Here is a 25,318-nt window from a genome sequence, read left to right on the forward strand (position 1 = left end):
TATCAATTGTAGAAATCCATATTCTTTTGAAAGGTCGAAAAAAACAACTCTCCACTTTGCCTAGCACCCTATCGCAATATTTTCTGGATTGAAGATACAGGAAGAATCTAAATCTTAAACAGGAGTTTAACATTTAACGACCTTTTTCGAAGAAAATCCATATAATATCAGCATGTTGCATCGCTCTTTCACGTAAGACCCCGCCTTTTTCAAATCTCCCCAATTAAAAAATCATGAAAAAACAGAAAGTTCGCCTTTTTTGTCTTGAATTTGTAAGACCTAATTAGTACAATGCCAACATGGCACATTTACACAAGAAAACGAAAAATGGCAGACCCTATTACTACGTCCGAGAAATGGCAAGGGTCGACGGGAAACCCAAGGTCATCAATCAAGTGTACCTGGGGTCTCCAGAGCGTATACTGGAAATGGCGCAGGGAAAAGCAGGCATTCCGAGCAGGCTCCAGGTCCAAGAGTATGGGGCTCTGTGGCTTGCAAATTTGGTAGAAAAACAGATCGACTTAGCTGGGCTGGTCGATGCAGTCGTTCCCCAGAAGAGAGAAAACGGCAAACCGACCGTTGGCGAATATTTTGTGTATGCAGTCTATAATCGCATGATCGCTGCCTGCTCCAAAAGAGCGCTGCCTGAGTGGTACAGGCAAACTGCTGTTCAGCACATTCGGCCAGTACAGACCGATCAGCTCAACTCGCAGATGTTCTGGCGCAAATGGGAGAAAGTTGAAGAAGGACACCTGCAGGCCATGGCTCAAGAGTTTTTTAACCGCGTCAACCAGCTGGAGCCTCCCGGATCAGACTGCTTTCTTTTCGATACGACCAACTTCTACACTTTTATGGCCAGTGATACGGATTCGGAGTTGGCGCAGCGAGGAAAGAGTAAGGAGGGGCGAAACTGGTTGCGCCAAGTCGGCCTGGCACTCCTCGTCAGCCGCGATAAACGCCTCCCGTTTTTTTACAAAGAGTACGAAGGGAACAGGCATGATTCAAAGGTCTTTCTCCAGATGGTTGATGATGTCTTTGAAGCCATGAAAGAAGGGGCTCAACAACAAGCTGAGTTGACGATTGTTTTTGATAAAGGAATCAATAGCGAAGAAAATATATCTGCCATTGACGCGAGAGAGCATGTTCATTTCATAACGACCTACTCGACGTATTTCAGCAAAGAGCTGATTCACGTACCGTTGAAACAATTTGAACCTGTTGACACACGTAAAAACAAAGAACTGGCAAGAAAAGGACGAAAAGACGACCTGCTGCTGGCATGGCGGACCAAGGGCAGCTATTGGGGACAGGATCGCACAGTGGTCGTCACCTACAATCCACTGACGGCAACAAAACAGCGGTATGGTTTTGAAAAGAAACTGATCCAGCTGCAGGATTTTCTGTTTGCTGTTCAGCGCAAGGTGAACAGTCAGGCGCCGCAATGGCGAAAGGCCTCATGCATACAGAAACGATACACCGATAAATGCCTCGAACTCCACCTGCCACCAGACCTGTACAAGGTGGAAATATCTGATATCAATGGTTGCCTGGAGTTAAATTTCAGGAAGAATCACTACAAAATAAGCCGATATATCGACAAGTTCGGCAAAAATATTCTCATCACGGATCTTGGCGAGTGGCCCACAGAAGAGATTGTTCAAGCCAGCCTTGACCGATGGGCAGTGGAAGATGGTTTTCGCCTGACAAAAGATGAAGAGCAGGTATGCCTGCGACCAATACGCCATTGGACGGACAGCAAAATCAGATGCCACATCTTTACGTGCGTGGTGGCGCTCACATTACTTCGTCTCATTGAATTACAATTACGGAGAGCTGATCTTGATATCACCGCAAAAAAGGCAATGCAGAGCATGCGCAACCTGCACTCGTGCCTTCTGTGGATGCCCAAAAAACGAAAAGCGGTGAGAATGCTGGAGGAGCCGGATGATTTACAGGCGCATATCGCCAAAGCATTTGGATGGCAGATAAAAGATGGGGTCTTACAGGAGCTGTAGCTCTATATACTTGTACTTGTATACTTTTGGATGGTTAAGTGAAGCGGTAGCGGTAAACTCCTGTTAAAATCCTTTCTGTTTCTCAGAGTTACTTTTGAAGATACCCGTAATTCAAAGCAAATTTGCGGCAATAAAAGATGAATTCGCTTGGTGAGCAAATCCATTTAGAGACAACGCTGTGACCGAGCATGTTTATATTCTTTACCGGGAATCTATTAAGATAGCTTAATGAAATATCGGGATAAAACAACAACCATCCAGAGATATATGTCTATTGTTGCTCCAAATCTCTCTTCTCTCCACCTTCCAAAAACAAATCATAAATATGAGGTAAGAACGCATCCTTGAGCATCTCAATGCATTGAAGTTACATATAAATTTGATGCGCCTACTGCGTCCTGCAGAGATACGTTTACCGCTTTGGAGAGATTAGAATTGGCAAGGTCAACCACTTCGGAAAGAGTACGTGGTTCTGAAAATTTTCCCCACATTTTGGCTTTGGATGTGCCGATGTTAGGGCTTTTCGGGTATGAATTCATCTGGACGAACCAGAAAACTCTTTACGAAGCAACTCGTTGTGCTCGCCAATGGTGGGTACTTTTCGCAACTCCTGTATTTTATCTGAACGGAGAGCAGCCGGAGCAACTATTTCGGCTTTGCCTGATGGAGTATCGATCGTCATCCTCCTCGTCTGAGGATGGCTCGATAACCCAGAGATATCATTAAGTCTGCCGTAAGCAATTCCTGCTTGCTGCAGTCGGGAGACTACTTGGAGATGATCCAGCTGGGAAAAGACATTGTTTATCAACTGGTCGACATAATCCCTATTTTCGACGCGCAGTTGGTTAGATTGTACTTTTTTATCCGCCTGCAGGGACGCATCTTCGAGCACATCTTTGCAAAACATCAGCCACTCGCGTTCGTTTTGAACTGCGATCACAATATCCGTCCCATCGCCACACGTGTAAACACCATACGGACAGATTGTGGCATGACTGATGCCTACTCGTTCCTGAATTTTTCCTGTATAATCATAGTGCAGCAAAGGTACGGCCAGCCATTCCGCCATGCTATCAAACAATGACACCTTGATAATGCACCCCTTGTTAGTTGCCTCACGATCAATCAACGCCTCGAGTATCGCGCTGTAGGCCTGCTGCCCGCAGTTTATATCACAGGCTGAAACGCCTACACGTCCAGGAGCCTCTGGAGTTCCGGTGATCGATGCCATGCCGGATTCACATTGCACGAGTAGGTCGTACGCTTTCATATTACGGTAGTCACCACTGTCACCATAGCCAGAAATGTCACAGCAAATCAGCTTTGGGTAGAGCTTGTTGAGTTCATCACTCCCAAATCCGGCACGAGCAGCTGCTCCTGGTGCAAGGTTCTGGATAAAGACGTCTGCTTTGGCAAGGATACGATGCAGCAGCAAGGCATCTTCACTCTCCTTGATGTTCAAAACCAGTGATTCCTTACCCTGATTCAGCCATATAAAATAGGCTGATTCCCCGTGCACAGCATTATCATAGCCGCGGGCAAAATCTCCCTCTGCTCGTTCAATTTTGATCACACGAGCACCTGCTTGGGCGAAGCGATTTGAACAATAAGGGGCTGCTACTGCCTGTTCGATAGAAACAACCAGAATTTCTTTCAGATTTAGCATGAAAATCTACCTTATCTCAGGCTAAAGAGTGCCTGTGTGGGCTAAAATTTCTAATGACCTGAGTGGAGGAACAACAACATTCACGTTTTCTCTTCCCAAGTAATAGATGTCGAGATCAAGGCAAAGATCACAGTATCTGCCTGGCGAAAACGGTTCCAAAAGCACAGGTGAAAAATTAATGTTTTCAATTAAAATTCTGCTGCATGTGCCAAGGTATTCAGAAAGGATTTTTAATGAACTCCGGAGGTAACGGTGAGTTACACGGAAATACCTTTGAGAGGAAATCCTATAAATAAACCGTTTCGAAAGATAAAGGCAAGAGAGCTACTTACTTTCTCAGCGCTGTTATTTTCAGCTTGAACGTACTGTTCAATTTTCATATAGTTAGCAACATCAAAATTTAACCTTATAACGGAGTTATGGAAGATCAAGATTTCGATGCCGTACTGAACTTCTGGGATATTTACGAGGAAAATGAACGCTTGAGCTTGAAAAGTTTGTTTTTCCAGACGATCGATAGGCAATACGCAAACAAAGCTCGATTCTCAGAGTTTATTGCGACCTACCTAGGTAAAGAACCTCCCGAAGGCCCGTTGCCCTAAAGCCCTATCAATCTCTAGTCCGAACTGAGTTAACCATATGGTCAGAGTGGATGCGGTGCACTTGCCAGAGAATTGCTTTGTCATAGTAGCTGAGGTGCCACGATTAGCAGCAATCATGTAACTCCGGCTGTTCAGTTGGGTAATGTATAATACTCAGTTAAAATCCGGAAGCCTGATCGAAGTTCCAGCTATTTTCTTTACTTTTTCAAGGATCCTTTAGGCTTATTTGTCCACTTCTTTGCCTCTCTCTTTTTCTGCCTCCTTTTCTCCCTCTTCCAAAATACGTTCACAGTGATTTTTGTCTGCAATGTTGGATTCGAACATTTTCTTAACGAAAAATGAGAGGCCTCCTGTTGCAACAAAAGCCGAATAACCTGCATATTTTTCCGCAATTTCTGCAGCATCAATACCTATGCTCGGCTCTGCCAGGGTGCCACCAATATGGATCATTTCGGCAAGCCCTAAATGGGTGAGGGAGCTAACTTTTTTCCTTGGTTTGCTGGAAACGCTGATGTCTATCTCCTCGGTCTTCAGATTGATTTCCCCTGCACCAATCCAGGTAACCTCAGATGTTTGTAAGGCAATTTTTCGGTTGAAATCAACCATTCCATCTTCTGCATCGAAACGAACAATGGCGCATTCAAGCAGAGTAGTGTCAGCGGATAATGGATTGATTTGATGTAGGATTCCCCCACCTAAACGAGTCAGAAAAGATTGAGGAATTTCAACACCGGTAAGCGAGGTGATAAAATGCCCATCAAGACTGCCCATCACGTTTGCCATTGATGTACCTTGTCCGGAAAGATCGATATCTATATCCAGGTTACCATTAAGCCCTGGCGGTACGAAATCATCAACGGTAAGTAAGATAGCCATTTTGGCTGTTTCATTTTTTGCATCGACAACAATATTCCCATCTCCATGTCCTCCTGAGTCACTCGTCAGGCTTATTGGCGCAATGGTAAGCAAGCCTTGATCAAGAGTAAGGCCAATATTAGTTTGAATGCTAAAATTTTTGGCAAGAGTAAAGTTGTCAGCTTTCAGTGTGATATCAATATCGAAATCCTGCAGTGGGCCAGTTGCAAGAGGATTGTTTGAGAAGACTTTATTCTCCTCTTTTTTTTCTGTAACTTGATCCGTTTGGTCAGCCTTTTTTGCTGAATTATCTTCAGGGATTTGTTCTGCTTTTTTGTCAATCTCTTCAGTTTCGGCGTCGCTAATTGCAAACCACGGTCTGATATCAACGTCTCTGATGTTAATATCACCGAGAATGGATGCACGGTTGCTTTTGTTCTTACTTGGTGTGGTATAGGTAAGTTCGGCATTAACGGTACCCTCCCCCAACCCAACCAGAAGGTTGGACACCTTGTATTGGCCAGCTTGTCCGACAGCCTTTCCGGTTACCTTCAGTGGCCATTGTTCAGGAAGTTTCTGGCCGAGCAGGGTGTTAAGATCGGACACTGATCCAGCTTCTACTACGAGGTCAGCTTCAAAGTCTTGTGGCAAAGTGATGTTTGCGATGTTTGCATGCACAGTGGTTTTCGTTCCTTCTCCATCGATATTCCCTGTGATGTTCATTGGGCTTTCCAAAAGTGCATCTGAGCTGGCATCGAGTCTAAGTTTCCAGGGACCAGTTGAAGGTAAATCGCTACCCACTATCTCATCTAGCACTGTGAGCGATTGGAGTTCGCTATCAAGGGCGACTTTCAAGCCCGTTAGAGATACCACATCCTCCATAGTTGCTCTAATGGTTGCGACTAGGTCATTGTCTCCAAAGGTTGCTTCAAGCGGATCCACACGTACCCTCTTTTTCTTCGACGTTAAATGGCCCTCAAGTTTTACGTTTCCAAGCTCCGGTAGCTCTGTACCTGCAACCTTTGCCAGCCGTTTTATTGAGTGAGCGTCAGCAATGAGCGAAAGCTTTAGGTTTGTCACGGGTGCAGGTGTCAGTGGGCCAGCAGTTCCACTGATTTTCAATACTACCTCACCTATTTTCCCCTCCAGCTTGATGGGGTTTGTATTGTTTTTATACCATCCAGACAGGCTACCAAGGGTTCCGGCAAGTGTAACAGGGAGAGCATCCTGATACATGGCATTAAGGCTTAATGGTATATTGTCGCCATCAACATACAGCCGCAAATGCTCAACTTCTGCTGTTATGTTGTTTGCAGCTGCACCATCTTTGTAGGAAAAGGCCAGACCCTTGATTTCAAAATTACGGATGTAGGGTTTGATTGGGAGAGAAAAGGACGCTTTTTCATTCTTTATGTCATTTTTGTTTACCACTTCAGGCTGGTCATTGGACGTATTGAACTCCCAATTGGCAAGACCCTGTTGATCTTTCTCAAGCAATACGTTGGGATTATCCAACTCAAGAGTACAATCCAAGATACCTTTAAGGAGAGGCAGGAGGGAGAGTTCGACAAAAACTTTGTCTGCTGAAACCATATCTTCCTGTGCCCCCCATGGGGCATTTGAAAAATGAAGGTCTTCAGCCGACAGACTGATTTTCGTGCCGATATCAAGATGGAATGGACCGTTGATGGCGAAAGTTCTACTAGTTGCAGAGCTTACAGCTTTTGAAATCCATTCTTTGTACTGTTCATCGCTTATAAACTGTAACGCAACAAAACCAAGAATGAGCAGTCCAAGGAGACTAAGGAAGGCGTAGCCGAAAATTTTAAGTAACAGCTTCATGGAATCCTCCTTTAGATCATTTTGCTCTGTGTGGTGTGATTTTCCGGTTCTCGAGATAAGGATAGTGGTAATAAGACTGTTGAGGGAGCACAGATAACTGCTGGAGCGTAGAGATTTTCATGTCATCTGATTGCTCCACCCATCTCAATAAGTCGATTTCTTAAAATCGAGCAGTGGAAGCGACTTTCATTTTCACAATAACAATCTATTGTAAAATTTGTCTAGTCTGGAAAGGGTGCTAGGTGAATTATGGAGGCAGGTTTTCTGAGCTGGTGCTGTTTCCTTTTATCTATCAGTCATGATAGTGCCATTAATTTTGAAGTTCTTTGACGGAATATTGTCTACCTGAAGAGGAGGTGTTGATGCGATGAAAAGCACTGGAAAAGGTAACATCTGATAAGAATTCATCCTCTGCAAATGTAGAGGAGAGTGGTAATGTTTATATTGTGTCCTTTCATGGTCAGGTTAAGGTGGAGCGGGTCTATCTTTCATGCAGGTTCCCTGGTGCGCATGTCGTGCCATCGAGCTGATTTAACCGCTTACTTTGCAGCGAATTTCTCGCTCTCACATTTTTGCTGGATGATTGCATGCCCTGTCACAGGGTATGCCAGTGCTTTTTGTGGAATAAAAACAGCCTTCCTGCTCATGGGCGTTGTTGCAGCTCTAGGTTTTTATTTCCTGGAAATTTATCCTGTGCCTGATGAGATTGTTCTGGAGCATCGTCACGAAGAGATTGAACATATTCACTTTCGCGAACATGACGTATTACATGACCAGACCGAGGTCAGGGAAGGTAAGGGGAGCCAACAGCAGCACATCCACAAACCAATACCCCATAAGCATAGGTTTGTGATTGACCTGCATCATAAGAAATGGCCCTCATGATGAAAATACAAATTCCAATGGGGTAACCCTTATCTGTCAAGGATGTCAGGTGAAATTACCGGGTCTTTGTCATAGTTGCAGAAAGTAAAGAGGGGTTGACTGGCTGAAAACTCATCCATATCAGATAGTTTCTCACATTATTTGATCATGGAAGGTTTCAGTTATGTCCAATCACCCCTCATTACGCTGTTTATACGATTTTCCAGGCTGGGTCATCCAGGAAATGAAAGTGTTGCCAGAAGTGGCCGTTATCAAGCTTCACCGAGATAAACGGCTCACCATTTACTGTCCTCACTGCATACGAAAAGCCGGGTTGAACAGAAAAGTTTCACAAATAGCATATGACCTGCCCATTGGGCCGGTCAATCTCGTCATGGTTCATTATGAGGCTCTACAGGGATATTGCAATCATTGTAAAGCCCACTTTACTCTTCATCCACCTGGTGTTGAGGGTTATGCTCATGCCACCAAACGACTGATGCACTATGTGTGTAAACTCTGCAGGTTTATGCCAGCCAATAAGGTCCCATATTTCCTGCCTATTTCAACTAGCACTGCCAGGAGATGGGACAAAAGGATACTGGCCAAACATTTACCACAACCAGACCTGGATAATCTGCGAGTTCTTTTAATTGATGAAAAATCAATTGGCTCAGGCCACTCATACATGACAGTCGTGATGAATGGCGATACCGGCGAAATCCTGCACCTTGCTGAAGGTAAAAAGAAAAAATCTCTGGAGTCTTTTTTTCAAAAGCTCTCTCCTCGGCAAATCAAGAAGATAAAAGCAGTTGGTATCGACAGGGCCGGGGCCTATAAAGCTGTTGTCGAAGAGTATGCACCTAAAGCACAGATTGTTTATGACAAGTTTCATATCGTTGCCAATCTCAATACCGCTGTTGACGAGGTTCGACGCAATGAATGGCGCAATGCAAACAAGGATGAAAAACGTTTCATAAAAGGGCAGCGTTTTAATTTGCTCCGTAACGCACAGAACCTGAAAGGTAACCAGTGCGACAGGTTGGCAGCATTATTTGAAGCCAATGAATCCTTGTTGCAGGCCTATCTCCTTAAAGATGCGTTCAGTACCTTGTGGACCTATGTTCGCCCCAAATGGGCTTCAAAATTTCTCGACAACTGGATTGAATGGGCCAAGGAAACCGAATTAAAGCCCTTGGTGAAGTTCGCTAAAGGGGTAGATCGAGACAGAAAAGAGATTCTGGCTTGGATTAAACACAGGGTCACTTCTGCAAAACTCGAGGCATTCAATGCTACAATCAGCAGGATCGTAAAACGGGCATGCGGCTACCGTGACCTCGACTACCTTTATTTAAAAATCAGACAGGAAGCTTCACCCCCTGTTCTGCAACTATGACAAAGACCCAAATTACCTGTAATATATGTAAGCAGCCGATACAGAATTTGATTTGAAAAAGGCTCAATGTGGATCTACTAGCTCAATACGGTTATGTGGGATTATTTTTGGCATCCTTTCTTGCTGCTACCATATTGCCTTTAAGCTCAGAAATAGTGCTCACCTTGCTGCTGCTCAATGGTCTAAACCCCTCCCTGTTGGTAATGGTAGCCACTATAGGTAACGTTTTGGGAGCAGTGGTCAATTATGGGCTGGGGTTTTACGGCGGGTTGATATTTAGGGGGAAATTCAGAACAGCTTCAGAACGTGAAGTCAACGCCTCTCTGCTGCGCATGCAAAAGTATGGTGCCGCGTCCCTGCTTTTAGCATGGGCTCCCATAATAGGTGACCCGCTGACCGTTGCCGCCGGGGTGTTGCGAATCAACCTCGTCCTGTTTTTTCTTCTTGTGACGATAGGGAAATGCGGACGCTATGTAGTTCTTTCATACTTAATTCTTGTCAGTAATTCGATGTCGTAGTGTGTAATATTATTCTGTTAAACCTTTCAAAAGGACGCTGTTACTCGAACTCGACATCTCTGCGGTTGAACTACAGGTTGATGACGGGAAGTGTCCCGAAGAAGGGGCAATGAAGAAAAACAGGAACAACATATCCGCAGTTATGCAACCCGAGGTGAGGTTTCAGGTGCAAATCATTTACCCATGACATGGGGAGGGGGCAAGAGCAAGATCACTTAGTATGGCTTGGGACCGGAAAAGTGGTGACACCACATTACTGGGTGTGTGCTTTATTTGCGGCTAAATGCGATTTTCCATAGATGCAACAAGCAATCAACAGGAAAGCCCGTTTGATCAGAACCAGGAAACCTTGCTTGGTTGACGCTGGGGAATGCGATGGTAAGTGAATTTCGGATAACCAAGACCCAGTGCTCCAAAAACAAGGTTGTTTTCAGGCAGGTTCAAGTATTCAGCAATCGGCTCGTACTGAGTTGCTGCCCGCATGAAATAGCCAGCCCAAAAGCTTCCAATCCCATATGATGTTGCTGCCAGTTCAAGCGATGTAATGGCAATGGCACAGTCAACTGAAGGGTTCAATGCATCTTTTGCTGCATAGGCGATAGCAAGCAACGGTGCGCTTCGTAAAATCATGTCCTCACCAGATTCCCAGGCCGTTATCATTTCGGGAAAAACTTCTCCAGCCTTGAGGTATTCGATGGTCATCCTGGCTAGCTCATGAATTTTTTCTTTATCATCTACCAGCAGCCAATGCACAGGCTGCAGGTTTTTTGCTGTTGGCGCCCAGCGCACCATTTCCATAAGGTGCGCTATCTGCTCTCTTGCAACAGGTTTGTTCTTGTAGACGCGTACTGATCTTCGATTTGTAAGTAGGGTCTCCATTTCAGCTACCCCGACGGCGATATGCTTGCTACTGGGGGCACAACTCTCCGGAGTCAAGTTTTCCAGGGTTAACGCGCCAGTGGGGCACACAGCAAGGCAGTGCCCGCATTTCATGCACATGTATTCAGTGTCAGGATTTACTTCCGGGAATTTCTTACTGTTTTCCCTCAAAACGTTAAACGGACACTCAATAATACACAGCCTGTCTTTCTGGCATTTTTCTGTATCGATTTGTATTAAATTCATTCAGTTGCTCCTCTTGTGAATTTTCGCTTCGTGCTTCCCTATGGAAGGATCAGTTAGGCTACTTTTTCTCTCCTCAGGCGGTGCCGCAGCATGAGGCAGGCCGCTTTTCGGGGCCACTCTTTCTTTTTTCGGGTTGACGTGTAGAAAAAATATCGCCCCGCTAAGAGTGAGAAATATTGCTGTCAATAGGAAGGATGCAAAACCTCCTGGGTTGATTATCAGTGAACCGACAAAGGGGCCAGTGAATGTAACGAAATAAACTGTCAACCTCATCAGATTGATGAAAAGTACAACCCAGGGAGAATTGCTATGGCTGGTGTAATGGAGAACAAGGTCGGCGAGCTTTTCCAAGCACACGCTCTCATGGCCCAAAGGCATCCTCAATTTTTTCTTTTACCACATTCCAGTAGGGGTATAATCCAGGGAGCACTCCCGTCCTCTCTTCTATCCGTGAAGGGCCAGATAAGAGCCAGCTCCTATCATAATCCCACCTGATGTGCGGTTGAGGCTTTTTACCGCTTTTGTGGAGGTAAAGAATCGTCTTGCTGAAGAGGCGCATAACGCTACCGTCATAAGCCCTGCCATGAGTCCCACCAGGGTTATTCCTGAGGCCAAAACTATGTCAGAGGATGTCAAGCCATTAAGATCCATTATTGTGGGGAGAAAGGCGATATAAAAGAAGATCACCTTGGGATTGGATGCTGAGATTAAAAATCCCTGCATTACCCCTTTGGACACTGTAAGGGAACCAGGGGTATCGTTTTGATTGAGTGATGTTTCAGGAGAAGCGCTCCACATCTTCCATCCCAGATAGAGCAGGTAGAAGGCGCCGACAATGCGGATAAACATGAATAACCCTGCCCATTGTTCAGCGATGACAGCAAGACCAAAACAGGCAAGAATCAGATAAATGACATCACTAACAGCCATACCAAATGACATGCTGATGCAGGGTTTAGCCCCAGAAGCAAGCGACCGGGCCAGCAGGGCAAAGACGCCTGGTCCCGGGGTAATGGCAAACACAAAAATGATGAAAAAGAAGGATATTGCACTTTCAAGCGACATGGTGAAGCTCCTTTCGATGTAATTGTGGTAAGTTTGTATACAGCTTCCTTTTCCATATATGCAAGGGCTATCTCTTTTTTTCAGCTGAGATTTTTTGCGTGACCTTCCCTCTCAACACGCATGCATCAGCAGGAAGCTCCTTTTCTCCCCAGTTATCAGTGCGACCGAGCGTGAAGGTGTTGTTATATAGCTGTTCGGCAAGTGAAAAGGCCTTTGTATATAGCGACCATCACCTGGTTCAACAATTGATCGAAGAATCACACTCGTTGTGTAAAAGGACATCATGGAAAATGCACCATCGGAAAAAATGACCATCCTCTTTCTCTGTACCGGCAACGCCTGCCGAAGCCAAATGGCTGAAGGATGGGCCAGGCAGTTGAAGAGTGCTGAGGTCGAGGCCTATTCCGCCGGTATCGAAAAGCATGGGCTGAACCCCTCTGCTGTCAGGGTGATGGCCGAGGCCGGGGTGGATATATCTCAGCAGCAATCAAAACTGATTGATGAACTGCCGCGGTCAACCTTTGACTATGTTATTACCTTATGCGGACACGCCCATGAAACCTGCCCCTATTTTCCGGGAAAAAAGATACACCGGGGTTTTGCTGATCCGCCCCACCTCGCGGCAAAAGCAAAGACGGATGAGGAAAGACTTGACGCCTACCGCATGGTCCGAGACCAAATACGGGCCTTTGTCACGACTCTGCCGGGAGTCCTGACGGCAGGAGATGAGACCCCGTAGGTATGTGCCGTTGATCATAAGAAAATATCAGGTAATCATTACCTACGCGTTCAGGCGTAGAGTGGTCTGTTAATGCAACAATATGAATTTCTTCATTTTTTGTCTTAAACAGCTGAAATTTGGTGGTGTATATTGGTATTTTTTAGGGAACAAATTTGCTTGTTGTGAATGATACTGATAAACTTAACGATGATTGGATAGATGGGTCATGAGTTTTTACGTAAATAATAACTGTAACTATTTGTAAATATGAAAAATATGAAGCTAACAACGATGATGTTCATCGTTATTTTATTTATTTCACTCTTTACTGTATCAATTTTGTCAATCACTTCAATACGATCAAGCACCAAAGGGCTCTATACATTAGGTGAAGAAGCCTTGGAGACTGTTCATCAATCTATGATGAATTCGCTTGTGGCCCTTGATGGGCAGATTAAGAAAAAACTTGAGGGCGATCTTCGGTATATCAATTTCGAACTTGCTGCTGGTGATACTGTTTATCTTGATAAGGACAAGACAGTCAGCATTGGTGGAATTGAAATACCAACCATGATGAAGGGGACGGAAAATCTGTATGGTAATACTGACTATGTAGATAAAATAACTCAAGAAACGGGGGCGAAGGCGACAATCTTTCAACTGGTCGGCGATAAACTGCTGCGAATATCCACTTCTGTGATCAAAGAAAATGGCGATAGAGCGGTCGGTACTTCCATAGAAGCCAGCAGCCCGGTCTACAAGTCTATCAAGCGTGGTGAGCTATTTTTTGGAAAAGCCTATGTGGTCAATGATTGGTATTTGACAGCCTATGGCCCTCTTTATGACAATCGAGGAAATCTTATCGGCGCCACCTTTGTAGGCAATTTGATGATTAACAGTGAGGTTCGAGAGCTCATCAGTAGTACGAAAATGGGAGCTGGATATTTTTACATGTACAGCGACAATGGCAAGTTTCTTGTTCATCCAACACTGGATGTGAATACAAGTGTTTATGAGCTGCCTGAAATCGGGCCCCTTTTTAGGCAGCATAAAGGTGGGACTCTCAATTATCTTTATCAGGGGAAAGAAAAAATTGCTTTGGTAGAACCTTTTGATGAGTGGGATGCCTGGATAGGCATTGGTATGGACCGCGAGGAGATCATTGGTGGTCTTGACAAGAAATTGATCACACAAGCGGGGATCGTCAGTGCAATCGTTCTTGGTATAGGACTGGGGTTGAATTTTATACTGGTACGGGTAGTTAACAGCCGGGTGAAATCAATCGCTGACACTGCTGCCAAGGTAGGGGCTGGTGATTATCGAGTGACTTTTGATGTCACATCGAAAGACGCTCTGGGCGATCTTTCACACTCACTGAATGATATGGTTGCCAGTTCAAGTGAAATGCTCAAGGAAATAAACGCCTCGTCCGAGACACTCGCATCGGCTGCAACAGAGTTGGCGGCAATCGCAAACCAGCTGGTCAGCAATGCCGACAATACAACCGAAGTAGCAGATCGTTCTGCGGAGAATGCCAATGAGGTCTCGGCCAACATGGATTCGGTTGCTGCTGCTTCTGAAGAGTCAGCGACCAATTTGAATATGATTGCATCAGCAACCGAAGAAATGGGTACAACCATACGGGAAATTGCTGAAAACAGTGCCAAGGCCAGCACAACGACCACAGAAGCGGTAAAAAATACTCAAAAATCCCAGGAGGCGGTAAAAGGCCTTGGAAAAGCTGCAGATTCAATCGGAAAAATAACCGAAACGATCACAGAAATTTCAGAACAGACCAACCTGCTGGCGCTCAATGCGACCATAGAGGCCGCGCGGGCCGGAGAAGCAGGAAAAGGCTTTGCGGTAGTTGCCAATGAGATTAAGGAGCTGGCAAAACAAACCGCTGAGGCTACCGGTGAAATTCGTCAAGCAATTGAAGGCATCCAGTCGCAAACCAACACGACAATTACTGATATTGGCGGGATTTCAAAAATAGTTAATGAAGTGAATGATATAGTCCAGGGAATTGTCACTGCAGTCGAGGAGCAATCCATAACAACCAACGAGATTGTTGAGAACGTAAGCCAGGCTTCTGCTGGCATCTCGGAGGTGAATGAAAATATTGCCACTAGCAGTCAGAGGACGACTGAGGTCTCAGAAGATGTGCATCAGGTAAAAGAGAGCTCTGTCGAAGTGAAAGAGAGCAGTAAAAATGTGCAGACGGCGGCTGATGACCTCTCCAGGTTGGCGGAGAATTTGTCTGCTTTGGTAACCAAGTTTAAGGTTTAGCGGTAGGAATTGATCAGGCCAATACACTGCACTATGCAGGTCGTGCAGGGGAGCTGAGAAACAGGCGGTCCGCAGGGCTATGAATGTGGATGAACGCGAAGATGTTTCTCCGTTTCATCAGTTAAGCCCAGGTCACTTCCCTGAGTAAGGCAGGAGAAAGCCTTTTGTCTTACTCAGGGTGCTTATATGCCGGTTTTTTAAGTAGTTGAATCGATGCAGACACCCGGGGGGAAAGGTGGCGCCAACAATAAATGACTATCATTAAACCTGCGCTTCATCAAGCACCTCGCGCACGTGAAAGGCCAGGTCTTTCATGGCGACCGGCTTGTTTAGAAAACGTTTAATCCCAAGATGTTTGACATAATCTGTCTGGTCGTCGGCTGCATATCCAGAACAGATGATGATGGGTATATTTTTTCTGTGCGCCAGTAGTTCGCGTGCAACTGACTCGCCGGTCATTTCAGGCATGTTCATGTCGGCTATTACCAGATCAACACTATCTTTTTCCGCAATAAAATAATTAATTGCTTGGCGGCTGCTGTGGAATCCTTTGACCTGATAACCCAGTTTTGACAAGGCTTCAACACCAATATGGATAAGGTCTTCCTCATCATCGATGATAAGAATGTTTTCGTGCCCGCCGGGGAGTGATTGATTCGTGGGTTTATTGGCAGACTCACCGCAATCCACCAGGGGAAGGAGGACGATGAACGACGATCCTTGCCCTTCTGTGCTCTCAACTTCAATTATTCCCTTAGATTCCTTCACTATGCCGTGGACAACAGAAAGGCCCAAACCAGTGCCTTTTTGCTCGTGGTCAACAGTAAAAAACGGGTCAAATATTTTATCCAAATGTTCCGAAGAGATACCTCGTCCGGTATCTTTGACGATCAGCCGCAGGAAGTGGCCTGGAGAGATTTCCGGATGTCCGGCCAGGTCGTCAGGAGCCAGGGTTTTTTCATCGAGTGAAATCTCCAGCACCCCTCCATTCGGCATGGCTTTGCCGCCATTGGCACACAGATTCATCACCAGTTGATGCATCTTGGTCATGTCTCCGCGCACACAGCTATTGGTTGCTATCGATTCATTTATCGTGACTGAGGAGGGGAGAGATGCCTGCAGAAGCTCGACGACTTCATGGACAACCTGCGACAGCTGAATCTGCTCTACCTTTTCCTCGGTTTTGCGGGCAAAAGTGAGAATCTGTTGAACCAGCAGCTTTGCCCGGTTGCCCGCATTAAGGATGTGGCGGAGTTTTGTTGATGTGGCATCATCATTCTTGCTGGTCAAGAGTAAGATCTCGGCATAGCCGATGATGGCTGAAAGGATGTTGTTGAAATCATGGGCAATGCCTCCTGCAAGAGTGCCGATTGCCTCAAGCTTTCTCGACTGTGCAAGCTGCTCTTCCATGAGCTTTCTTTTCGTCAGGTCGCGCATTGCGGCGACCCGTACCTCTTTTTCCTGATAATCCAAGGTCCGGACCCGGACTTCGATGGGAAACACTCTTCCGCTCTTGTTTTTTGCCATTGCCTCATACATTTCAAGGTCTCCAGTGGCAAACTTGCGGCGCACATGCTTTTGGTATTTTTCTGGAAAAAGAAGTGGGACGACCTGAACTCCACGGAGTTCCTCAAGTTTATATTCAAAAAGTGTTTCAAACATCCTATTGGCTTCCAGCAGCACGCCGTTGTCGTGGATGGCCAGAGCTTCCCAGGTTGCATCGGCTAGCTGACGAAACCTGTTTTCGCTCTTTCGCAGGGCGTGTTCAGCACGTTTTCGCCGTGCTATGCTGGCAACAAGCAGGGCAATAACGGCCAGCAGAATCCCGATAAAGGTGGCCACCATCCATATCTGCTGCCGGTAGGTTTGGTAAAAACTGAACGGCCTGTTTATTATCTGCGCGCCTTGCGGCAGATGAGCCTCTTTCAAGCCAAAACGCTCAAGCTGTTCAAAATTAAAAATTGCTTTGTTACTGCCCTCTTTGACAACCGGAAGTTCTTCAATATCAGTGCCCTGAAGGATTTTCTCGGCTAATGCCGCCATGGCTCTGCCCTGATAGTAGCCGCTGATTACCTGGCCTCCCACCAACCCCTCGTCAATGATAAATTCGACCAGAGAGAACACAGGGACCGCGCTTGCCCGGGAAAGTTTGCTGGCGACCTGCTCGTAAGTGTAAAATGCCCCTTCTCTGTCCGAAAAATACGCTCCGAGCAGCACTGCGGTATCAGAAGGGAGAGTGGCAACGTAATCAAGGAGCTCTGGCAGAGAAAGATTTTGGTTGTATTCAATGTTTACACTGCTCTCAAGGCTCTTGAGCTGTTTGCGAATGTCTGATTCCCAGAAACGACCGGTTTTGAGGTAATCATTGATGACATAGACTGTTTTCAGCTTCGGAACGAGTTGCAGTGCCAGGTTGACTGTGGTGTCTGCGGAAAATATTTCTATGGCGCCGGTGATGGAGTCCATGCCGGAAATCTGGGCATCGGCAAAATTATTTACCCCGCAGAAAACAACGGGTACGCCTGGAAACAGCTGCTCTCTATTGCTTCTTAAGAAATCATAGGCGTTGTTATCAGATGCGAGAATAAGATGGATGTCGGTTGCAGCATATTTGACCGACAGATAGTCCTTGAATGCCTCAAAATAGGGAGCAGAGTGGAATTCCTTGGAATCCATATTTTCGATATGGAGTGAATAGGAGTTTTCATCTGGTAACAGCACATCTTCAACGCCCCGGACGATGTCTTGAACCCAAGGCATCCGTTGATGGTAGGAGTTTATTAAGAGAACATGAGGTTTTTTTGCAAGGGGGGATGCAGGGGCCTCCTGCAGTACTCCGAGCAACAACGAGGCACAAAGCAGGAAAATCAGGGGAGGATAGTATTCTTTTCCCACGGTTACACCTTTTTTGGACAAGAGTGTCAAGGTCGCTGATAGACAGACCTGGCGGCAGGAAAGACAACGCATGAGGTCGCCGATAACCGGGGCCAACCTCCTTTTCTCACCAATTGCTTTCCCTCAGCCAACAATAGGTGAAACCCTATCCTTTTTCAGCGGCACTTTCAAGTAAATTTCGGATTTTCAAAGGGTTACTCAGCGCCCTCAGCGGAGGGCACCGTTTTTATATCGTGCTTTTTCTCTGAACTGAAGATACTTTTCTCTCAGCGGGTGAGCGTTGAGGCGGCAATATCAGGCGATATTGAGAAGTGACCGACAGCTATGGCCCAGTCGGCTGTGTAGGGGGCTTTCCAATCATGACTTCCTGGGAGCAATCGACCTAATTGAATTTCCTTGTACCCTGTTGTCAGGTCAACTGCCACCGCAGGCTGTTCTCCTTTCATGTCCGAGAGGTTCATGTGTATCAGGCTGGTTGATTCGCCATAAAAAATATACTGCTTGGAGTTGGGAGCGCTGAGGCAGTAGCCGTTGGTTAATTCATTCGCCGGAGCCATGCCAAGAAGGAGTCTGCCTTTCTGGTGCCAAAAAGAATAATGGGTTCTGAGCTGCTCTGGATCCGGATACGGATGGGGACTATTGGCATAAAAGCCAAAAAAACCACCCATACCCCCTGCCATGGTCTGCCGCCAGAGCATGCGGCGGGTGCCCTTCATATCTAATGCAAACTTTGGCCGTTTATAGCTATGCCGTTCCTCATACAGGTGGGGCTGATCTGGTTCAATTTTCAGGTCCAGCAGAATTTCCCTGTAACTCTTCGGCCCGTGGATGGTTGTGCGGATGGCGTCTCTGCCGAAAGAGCCGTAGGAAACCATGGTGAAAGGAATATCAGCAAGGTGCCACCCCCGGGCGGCAAGCAGATGAGGCCAGCCGAACTGTGCTTGCAGGTAGGTTGCCCATGCTTTTACCTGATCGAGAGTGGTCCATTCCCAAAGATCAAAACCGTAGCCCAGGGTCCAACCGGGAAGTGGGCCAAGACGGGCCGCAATATACCGCTGTATCCTTCGATCAGCAGGACCATTGATTCCACCCACATTGACCGGGGTTGCTTTTCGTTGGTCATCTCCCCAGGCCCAGATATGTACTCGCCCGCCCCTGGCATGAGCGAGCTTGATGCAGGTTTCCAGTAGCCTGAAGGTGTAGATATCCGGATGAGTACTCTCATGTTCGTCGGAACGATATGCCGGAAAGCTGAACCAGCTGTTGGCGACCTCCAGGTGAACAATTTCAAAGCCATTGGTAAACGCATTATCAAGATATGCATTCCACGCCTTTGCAGCAGTGTTCAGGTCCTTGCCGAGCTGGTGAAAGAGCCAGTCCCGTTTACGGCCGAGGTACTGATTCATGAAAACCGTAAAGCTGTACCCTGCTAGCTGAGCGTTGTTTCCTTTCTGGATGGCAAACTGGTTTCCCTGGTGAGTGAGAAATCCTTCCATGCTCGGATTTGGATGTGGTTGGACCGTAACAAACCCGCTATGCCCATCGAGTTCAGGGTCTCTGCTCATGGTCGTGAATCGCCAGCGTCCTTGCTCAACACCGGTAAATCTGAATTTCCAGATATCGTTGCCGTCGTAAAACATGCCAGTGGTGATTTGTCTGTTGCTGCGAAGGCTGATAAAGGTAACGGTTGCCTCCAGGTCAAAAGCATTGCCGGTGTAGGAAGGGTTAACCAGGGACCACTCTGCATACGGTGCATACATGGGTATGGTCTGGTGCCCGAGGTCGGAACCCGAAGCAGAAGAAATGTACCAGCTTGGCAAAAGCAGCAGTACCAGTACAGTGAGTAGAGTGCTGCGACGACGGGTTCGTGGAATCAGTGTGGTTTTGCTCATACCATTGGTCCTTGGTTAAACCTGCAGACAGCTCCTGTGCCTGTGATGAGCATGGTGTTGGTCGCAAGAAAGACAATGGTTAACATGCATGTTTTTATCGGTAGATAATGGTGGTCGAAAAGAACAGGTTGATTTGTCATAAAAAACTGGAGATGTTGGTTGGTGCGTCCCTATCGTAACTAGAGACCAAAAGGGAAAATTTCTTTGCGCATCATCTGCAAGAGCCAGGTATCCTGGCATGGAGTCAAGTAATCAATCCATTACCATCCCTCCCAGGTACCTGTCAAAGGGTACCTCGGTGGGCAAGAGGTGCACGAGCATCATGGGAGCAAGCGTTGAGGTGAAAGCTGAACAAATGAAAGTTCCTTCAATAAAAAAGATGATGGTTGTCCAGTGTTGGGATGATGGAGTCACCACGGACGCCAGGTTGACCGAGCTGCTGCGTCACCTGCGAATCCCGGCCACCTTCAACCTGTGTGCCGGCCTCCATGAGAAGCATCCTCGGTTTGACTGGATGTATGCGGAAACTGAAGTATGGCGTCTGGGATGGGACGAGATGCGAACTGTCTATGCCGGTTTCAGTATCGCTAACCATAGCCTGACCCATCCAAACCTCTGCGATCTGTCCGAAGATGCGGCCCGGCGGGAAATTGGCGACAGCCGGGAACGGTTGCAACAATTTTTTGGACAGGCTGTTACTGGGTTCGCTTATCCGTTCGGTGCATTTAATTCGACAGTTATGGCATTGGTCCGGGAGACGGGTCACCATTACGCCCGCACCACAGGTGAGGCTGGTACCTTGTTTTCTCAGGTCAATCCCATGGCCTTTCACCCCAATTGCCATTTTCTGGCACAAGATTTTTGGTCGCGCTACGAACAGGCCAAAAAAGGAGGGTTGTTCTACTTCTGGGGACACTCCTATGAATTGGTGAGCGAGGCCATGTGGCGGTTGTTTGAGGAGACACTTCAACGTATAGACGACGACCCTCACGCAGTCTGGGGCGAGCTGCCGGCGCTGTTCAACGGATGAGAAAGCTCAGCCCCGGGAACAGCATGACAAAAGTGTATTCCTGTGTTCAGGGATGGGTGGAATTTTGGTGGCCTGCCCTTTGTAGTTTTGAAGGGTGTATTCTTTTGCATGCTTATCAACGAAAGAGTAGTCCGGCATGAATGGGATCTTACCGATGTCCGTCGCCACTCATTAAGTCGTCACGGGTTTGGGTGCATATCTTTCAACCGGTCACCAAGGAACATTCTCGAATTTGAGTAAAGAGAAAAAGCGTGTAGGGGAAAAGCGGCAGGCAGTGTGAGCATTGGCCGGGAAAGGGCGCGCGTTATACCGGCCATTTTTCGAAATCGATTTTCATTAAATCAGGGTGTATAAACTGATACCCCAACAACCGTTTTACTTTGTGATTGCTGATCATTTTATTCACCTCAGAGTCTGATGCGGCAAATTCCGGTAAAGTGCCATTTACCGACTCCACCGCTCGAGTATAAAAGGCTCTTTTGGTGGGATGGGTGTCAGCGCAACAATTGAACACCTCGCCCCAGGCTTGCTGCTCAACTATCTGACTGATAATTCCAATACAGTCATCTCGATGTATCAGGTTAACCGGTGCTTCGGGATTTCGTACAACCCTTCCGGAAGCGAAAAATCGTCCTGGGTGTCGATTGTATCCGATTAATCCGCCAAATCTGACGATCGTGGTTTTAATGCTCTTGCAGCCGGCAAGCAGGCCCTCGATTTCTAGCAGGGGACTGGGGGAATAGTATTGGGTGTCTGCCTCGGTAATCGTCTTTTTTACGTTTTGGTAAACGGATGTAGAACTGACAAACAATACATTTTCAAGTACTGAATCCTCAATTGCTGTAACAAGGTGACGAAACCCGGCAATGTTTTTCGACGGTATGTTGATTATGAGGGTCTTTGCTTGGAGGAAGTCTTGGATGGTATCTGGCAGTGAATCTATATGAATGAGGAAAGGATCGGCGCCCGTAGATGCCACCTCCGGTATACGATTTACTGATGTTGTCGAAGCTTTGACTGTATATCCCGCTTGAATGAAATGCTCTGCTAAAGGTAATCCTAACCAACCACTCCCCATTATGCTGATGATCATCAATATTGCCTCTTGGTCTTATCGAGAAAACAGGCCTGCTCGCACCTAAGGCTCCGGTCAATGGAAAACCTGCAGGTTGTCAGTTTAAGATCGGTTTTTCCCTGTGAGATACATGTGGTAATTTCGACTTAACCTGCCCCCTCTTGTTACGTGGTAGAGGACTGATCACGTCGGAAGATGGCGAAGACTCGAGAGAGATTGATGCCAACAAATCCTGCTAATGCGCAGACAAGGATGCCGCCTCTCTCCCCGCAATTTTTCCAAATATAAGGCATTCTGGCAGCGCACAACTTCCCAAACGGCTTGCACCATGTATGCCCCCGCACACTTCTCCGGCAGCAAACAGTCGGGGGATTGGGTCGCCGTGCAGGTCGAGAGCGCGGGCATGCTCATCAATGGCCAAGCCGCCTGGAGTATGGTGTACCTTGGGCCATAATCTGATGGCATAAAACGGTGGCTCCTTCAAGGGCTGGGTTTCATCGCCCAATGGTTTGCCGAACATATCCACCTGTTTCGTCTGAATCATTTGGTTATATTCCGCAATTGTTTTTTGAAGACTATCAGCAGGGATCGCGTACGTTTCAGCGAGATCGACGAGATTTGTGCACTCCTTTACTTTGCCGCTTTTTAGGCACTGCACCAGGCTCTCGCTGTCTATTTGTGCGCCTATGGCATCGACGATACCGATGCAGGGGTGCCCGGCATTGAGCATAGCGTCAGAGCGCAGCCTTCTGTCTGCCCATTCGTTGAGGATTCGACAACCGCTGGCAGGATCAACGATAATCCCCTGCGGGAACACGCTGTAAGCGGCGAAGCGGGCCCCTTTGCCGTAGCCGACTTCATCAGCACAACCCCAGGGACCGGTCTGGATCCACGACAAATGAACCGGTGCTCCGTTAATTTTCAGGGCTGCCAGGAGTCCTTCTGTTGTTGCTCCGCGATGATTTGTTGAGCCGAGGGATTCGTCCAGGAGGGGGTTCTGGAGACGGCGAAAGTTGATATCACGGCTGAATCCCCCAGTTGCCAGCACTACGCCACGCCTGGCACGGATGTGTTTCTCGATGCCGCTGTCCGGATCAGGGAAAGTATAACCGGAACGAATGCTGACTCCGCTTACCTTTCCACTGCTGTCCGGTATTATTTTTGTCAGTAAACAGCCTAGGCGCAATTCACCATCGAGTTCCTTCAGTTTTTTGACCAAGCCCTTGATAATTTCAGCCCCTGAATGGGTGTGCGTGGTCAGGGTTCGCGGAACACTGTGGCCACCAGAACGATCCAGTCGTTCCTGGTACCTTACACCAAGTTCAGTACGAGTCCACTCAACTATTTCCGCTGCCTGGTAGACGATAATTTTTACCAGCTGCGGATGATTCAGGGATAGCCCGGCCTTAAGCATGTCAGCATAAAGCGCCTCCGGTGAATCGTGAACACCTGCGCGTTGCTGCAGGAAATTGCCCGGTGCAGCCAGACCGCCATCGCTGATTCTGCTGTTGCCACCGCTCACATTCATTTTTTCAAAGACGATGACGGTTGAACCACGCTGACGTGCTTCAATCGCAGCTGTCAGCCCAGCCATACCGCTGCCGATAACAATTACATCAACATCCTCGTCCCATGTAATACAATTCATTGTCCATTTCTCAACAAATAGGTTGTTGACGTATAGCGAAGCAAGGAGATGTCTTCACGTACACTACTGTAGCGGCTATGCAATATGCAAGAACTGAGACCGCTATAGCGGAAGCGATTACCAGGTTGCACAATCTTACCTCCTGCTCTGATTGACTGCTCCATCTGGAAACACCCTTTTCACAAGGTACTCGCATGGACTGTTGCTGAGTCATGGCAGGAGCAAGAGGTGCCATAGAGCGTCATGTGGAGACGGTGTCTGACCAGGTGTCCTCTGCAGCTAGGGCTTGGGTAAAGCATTGCCAAATGCACTCCCGGTCAGGCGCGAAGGGAAAGAATGTTCAACCGGCTGCGGCATGTTGAGAGCAATATTGGTATGATGGAACTGGTAGTTGCGAATTTCCTTCATGGAGGAATGTCGCCGGTGAATCGATTTCAAGAGTGACAAGCAGTATACACTGACTCGTAGGGATGGGGAAAGGAACTGGAGTGCAATGCTAATTTCTGATCATTACGGCAAAGAGAAACAGCGCTTTCTGCAGCACTGTGTGCAATGTGGCCTATGTGCTGAAGTGTGTCCAATTTTGCCCCATACCGGCATGGGCAATTACTCTCCGCAGAGCATTCAAGGTGGGGTTTTTCGTTTCATGGAAGTCGGGGCAGCCAACCTGTACGCGTATACAAAGGCTTTTTCCTGCATGGAATGTTTCAAATGCACGGCAAATATTTGTCCTGAAGACCTCAATCCAATGGTAGTCAACGAGCTGATCAAGGGCGAGTACATCGCCCGTGGGTTGGCGGAAAAAGCACATGAAGACCAGCAAAAGCCGGATAGCGTGCACCGGGTACTCGCCAGCATCCAGGTTTCTGGGGCTGATTACCGCAAAATTACTGTGCCGAGCCCAAAAAAGAGGGCCCGGTACGTTTTTTTCCCTGGCTGCAACGTCTATTTTCAACCGGAAAAAATTCTCAATGCCCTGGATATTTTCGAAGCAATCGGTGATGACTTCGCCTTTCTCCCAGGATTGGATTATTGCTGTGGAGATAGTTGTCTGTTTACGGGCGAGATTGACAAGGGGGAGCGGTTAGCCGCATCACTGGCAACCGCCATTGCTGAATTTCAACCTGAAGCTGTTGTTTTATGGTGTCCAACCTGTCATTGCCGATTTGAAAAGAGCATCGCACCCGCCTTGAATATTCCTTTCCACATTTTTTCTTTTCCGCAATATCTTGCGGCAAACATGAGTAAGCTCTCCCTTTCTGATGCTTCGGCAGGGGGAGTGACCCTTCATGAACCCTGCAAGACTGCCTTCACCAATCTAGACAGCGATGGGCCCCGTGAGGTATTGAGGCAATTGCCAGGGGTAACGCTTACGGAGATGAAGCATCATGGACCGAAAACAAGTTGCTGCGGTAGCGGGGCTGACTGCTGGTTTAAAGAAAGCTCTTCCCGGGTGCGTGATAGTCGATTGAAGGAAGCAGAACAAACCGGTGCGGGGCGACTGGTTACCGTTTGTCATTATTGCGGGCAGACATTCGGAAAAGAAGAAGAGCGGTTTTCTTTCACTGTGACCAATTATGTTCATTTGGTTGCTGAAGCTATGGGTATTCGGCGTGATGATACGTTTAAACGATATGCACTCTGGCGGGATTTGGAACGTATCCTCGACGACGCGAAGGAACATATTCAACAATCGCCTTTTGAAACAGAACACATCATCAAGGTCCTTCGGGCAGTTTTCTTGCGTGAGAGCACTGATTGATCTGTTGATTGATTGTATACTGCCAGGGAAAAGCGCAATCGTTGAATGATATCCAGTT

At 47.1% G+C, this 25,318-nt stretch carries 17 protein-coding genes; 8 read left to right on the plus strand and 9 right to left on the minus strand.

Annotated elements, in window-relative coordinates:
• Positions 1–299: 299 nt before the first annotated feature.
• Positions 300–2,015, plus strand: coding sequence for an IS1634 family transposase (locus tag ACZ52Z_RS18725; RefSeq protein ID WP_464268289.1), 1,716 nt, complete (start codon positions 300–302; stop codon positions 2,013–2,015).
• Between the two features lie 535 nt (positions 2,016–2,550).
• Here the strand turns inward: ACZ52Z_RS18725 and ACZ52Z_RS18730 are convergent.
• Entirely contained in the window at positions 2,551–3,681 is a 1,131-nt protein-coding gene (locus tag ACZ52Z_RS18730; protein ID WP_464268290.1) for a CaiB/BaiF CoA transferase family protein, read from the minus strand.
• Positions 3,682–4,100: 419 nt separating this feature from the next.
• Between ACZ52Z_RS18730 and ACZ52Z_RS18735 the strand changes: the two genes are divergently transcribed.
• Positions 4,101–4,283, plus strand: a complete 183-nt coding sequence (locus tag ACZ52Z_RS18735; RefSeq protein ID WP_464268291.1) for a hypothetical protein — start codon at positions 4,101–4,103, stop codon at positions 4,281–4,283.
• A 222-nt stretch (positions 4,284–4,505) separates the two neighbouring features.
• Here ACZ52Z_RS18735 and ACZ52Z_RS18740 read toward each other — a convergent pair whose 3' ends face one another.
• Positions 4,506–6,980 carry an AsmA family protein gene (locus ACZ52Z_RS18740; RefSeq protein WP_464268292.1) on the minus strand — a complete coding sequence of 825 codons (2,475 nt, stop codon included), beginning with the start codon at positions 6,978–6,980 and terminating at the stop codon, positions 4,506–4,508.
• 1,048 nt (positions 6,981–8,028) lie between these two features.
• On the opposite strand from ACZ52Z_RS18740, the gene ACZ52Z_RS18745 reads away from it, so the two are divergent.
• Both ACZ52Z_RS18745 and ACZ52Z_RS18750 read left to right on the plus strand, forming a co-directional pair.
• A complete protein-coding gene (locus ACZ52Z_RS18745; protein ID WP_464268293.1) occupies positions 8,029–9,240 on the plus strand; it encodes an ISL3 family transposase in 1,212 nt (403 codons plus the stop codon).
• A 68-nt stretch (positions 9,241–9,308) separates the two neighbouring features.
• Positions 9,309–9,758 (plus strand): YqaA family protein, encoded by a 450-nt coding sequence (locus tag ACZ52Z_RS18750; protein WP_464268294.1) that lies wholly within the window; start codon positions 9,309–9,311, stop codon positions 9,756–9,758.
• 333 nt (positions 9,759–10,091) lie between these two features.
• Here the strand turns inward: ACZ52Z_RS18750 and ACZ52Z_RS18755 are convergent, their stop codons facing one another.
• From ACZ52Z_RS18755 to ACZ52Z_RS18765, 3 genes are all read right to left on the minus strand, one after another.
• Complete coding sequence (locus ACZ52Z_RS18755) at positions 10,092–10,883, minus strand: nitroreductase family protein (protein ID WP_464268295.1); 792 nt, start codon at positions 10,881–10,883, stop codon at positions 10,092–10,094.
• The gene (locus tag ACZ52Z_RS18760) at positions 10,884–11,234 is read right to left on the minus strand and encodes a hypothetical protein (RefSeq protein WP_464268296.1); all 351 of its coding nucleotides are present in this window, start codon (positions 11,232–11,234) and stop codon (positions 10,884–10,886) included.
• 93 nt (positions 11,235–11,327) lie between these two features.
• Positions 11,328–11,948, minus strand: a complete 621-nt coding sequence (locus ACZ52Z_RS18765; RefSeq protein ID WP_464268297.1) for a LysE family translocator — start codon at positions 11,946–11,948, stop codon at positions 11,328–11,330.
• A 283-nt stretch (positions 11,949–12,231) separates the two neighbouring features.
• On the opposite strand from ACZ52Z_RS18765, the gene ACZ52Z_RS18770 reads away from it, so the two are divergent.
• The gene (locus tag ACZ52Z_RS18770; protein ID WP_464268298.1) at positions 12,232–12,687 is read left to right on the plus strand and encodes an arsenate reductase ArsC; all 456 of its coding nucleotides are present in this window, start codon (positions 12,232–12,234) and stop codon (positions 12,685–12,687) included.
• A 258-nt stretch (positions 12,688–12,945) separates the two neighbouring features.
• Positions 12,946–14,958: a methyl-accepting chemotaxis protein gene (locus ACZ52Z_RS18775; protein WP_464268299.1), complete on the plus strand. Its 2,013-nt coding sequence runs from the start codon at positions 12,946–12,948 to the stop codon at positions 14,956–14,958.
• A gap of 261 nt (positions 14,959–15,219) precedes the next feature.
• Here ACZ52Z_RS18775 and ACZ52Z_RS18780 read toward each other — a convergent pair whose 3' ends face one another.
• Together ACZ52Z_RS18780 and ACZ52Z_RS18785 are read right to left on the minus strand one after the other, a co-directional pair.
• Positions 15,220–17,718 carry a hybrid sensor histidine kinase/response regulator gene (locus tag ACZ52Z_RS18780; protein ID WP_464268300.1) on the minus strand — a complete coding sequence of 833 codons (2,499 nt, stop codon included), beginning with the start codon at positions 17,716–17,718 and terminating at the stop codon, positions 15,220–15,222.
• A 401-nt stretch (positions 17,719–18,119) separates the two neighbouring features.
• Entirely contained in the window at positions 18,120–19,745 is a 1,626-nt protein-coding gene (locus ACZ52Z_RS18785; RefSeq protein ID WP_464268301.1) for a DUF5060 domain-containing protein, read from the minus strand.
• A gap of 355 nt (positions 19,746–20,100) precedes the next feature.
• On the opposite strand from ACZ52Z_RS18785, the gene ACZ52Z_RS18790 reads away from it, so the two are divergent.
• A complete protein-coding gene (locus ACZ52Z_RS18790; protein ID WP_464268302.1) occupies positions 20,101–20,775 on the plus strand; it encodes a polysaccharide deacetylase family protein in 675 nt (224 codons plus the stop codon).
• 304 nt (positions 20,776–21,079) lie between these two features.
• On the opposite strand, the gene ACZ52Z_RS18795 is transcribed toward ACZ52Z_RS18790, so the two are convergent.
• A complete protein-coding gene (locus ACZ52Z_RS18795; protein ID WP_464268303.1) occupies positions 21,080–21,868 on the minus strand; it encodes a Rossmann-fold NAD(P)-binding domain-containing protein in 789 nt (262 codons plus the stop codon).
• A gap of 217 nt (positions 21,869–22,085) precedes the next feature.
• A complete protein-coding gene (locus tag ACZ52Z_RS18800; RefSeq protein ID WP_464268304.1) occupies positions 22,086–23,498 on the minus strand; it encodes a flavocytochrome c in 1,413 nt (470 codons plus the stop codon).
• A gap of 493 nt (positions 23,499–23,991) precedes the next feature.
• Between ACZ52Z_RS18800 and ACZ52Z_RS18805 the strand changes: the two genes are divergently transcribed.
• Positions 23,992–25,260 carry a (Fe-S)-binding protein gene (locus tag ACZ52Z_RS18805; RefSeq protein ID WP_464268305.1) on the plus strand — a complete coding sequence of 423 codons (1,269 nt, stop codon included), beginning with the start codon at positions 23,992–23,994 and terminating at the stop codon, positions 25,258–25,260.
• Positions 25,261–25,318: the final 58 nt, after the last annotated feature.

This window comes from Desulfogranum aggregans, assembly GCF_055398265.1.

What these genes read in the sequence shown, in the direction of transcription:
- ACZ52Z_RS18790 (WP_464268302.1), top strand. Translation starts at nt 20,101, where the DNA reads ATGAAAGTTCCTTCAATAAAAAAGATGATGGTTGTCCAGTGTTGGGAT.
- ACZ52Z_RS18800 (WP_464268304.1), bottom strand. Translation starts at nt 23,498, where the DNA reads ATGAATTGTATTACATGGGACGAGGATGTTGATGTAATTGTTATCGGC.
- ACZ52Z_RS18795 (WP_464268303.1), bottom strand. Translation starts at nt 21,868, where the DNA reads ATGATCATCAGCATAATGGGGAGTGGTTGGTTAGGATTACCTTTAGCA.
- ACZ52Z_RS18775 (WP_464268299.1), top strand. Translation starts at nt 12,946, where the DNA reads ATGAAGCTAACAACGATGATGTTCATCGTTATTTTATTTATTTCACTC.
- ACZ52Z_RS18805 (WP_464268305.1), top strand. Translation starts at nt 23,992, where the DNA reads ATGCTAATTTCTGATCATTACGGCAAAGAGAAACAGCGCTTTCTGCAG.
- ACZ52Z_RS18735 (WP_464268291.1), top strand. Translation starts at nt 4,101, where the DNA reads ATGGAAGATCAAGATTTCGATGCCGTACTGAACTTCTGGGATATTTAC.
- ACZ52Z_RS18780 (WP_464268300.1), bottom strand. Translation starts at nt 17,718, where the DNA reads ATGCCTTGGGTTCAAGACATCGTCCGGGGCGTTGAAGATGTGCTGTTA.
- ACZ52Z_RS18745 (WP_464268293.1), top strand. Translation starts at nt 8,029, where the DNA reads ATGTCCAATCACCCCTCATTACGCTGTTTATACGATTTTCCAGGCTGG.
- ACZ52Z_RS18730 (WP_464268290.1), bottom strand. Translation starts at nt 3,681, where the DNA reads ATGCTAAATCTGAAAGAAATTCTGGTTGTTTCTATCGAACAGGCAGTA.
- ACZ52Z_RS18755 (WP_464268295.1), bottom strand. Translation starts at nt 10,883, where the DNA reads ATGAATTTAATACAAATCGATACAGAAAAATGCCAGAAAGACAGGCTG.
- ACZ52Z_RS18725 (WP_464268289.1), top strand. Translation starts at nt 300, where the DNA reads ATGGCACATTTACACAAGAAAACGAAAAATGGCAGACCCTATTACTAC.
- ACZ52Z_RS18770 (WP_464268298.1), top strand. Translation starts at nt 12,232, where the DNA reads ATGGAAAATGCACCATCGGAAAAAATGACCATCCTCTTTCTCTGTACC.
- ACZ52Z_RS18765 (WP_464268297.1), bottom strand. Translation starts at nt 11,948, where the DNA reads ATGTCGCTTGAAAGTGCAATATCCTTCTTTTTCATCATTTTTGTGTTT.
- ACZ52Z_RS18785 (WP_464268301.1), bottom strand. Translation starts at nt 19,745, where the DNA reads ATGAGCAAAACCACACTGATTCCACGAACCCGTCGTCGCAGCACTCTA.
- ACZ52Z_RS18740 (WP_464268292.1), bottom strand. Translation starts at nt 6,980, where the DNA reads ATGAAGCTGTTACTTAAAATTTTCGGCTACGCCTTCCTTAGTCTCCTT.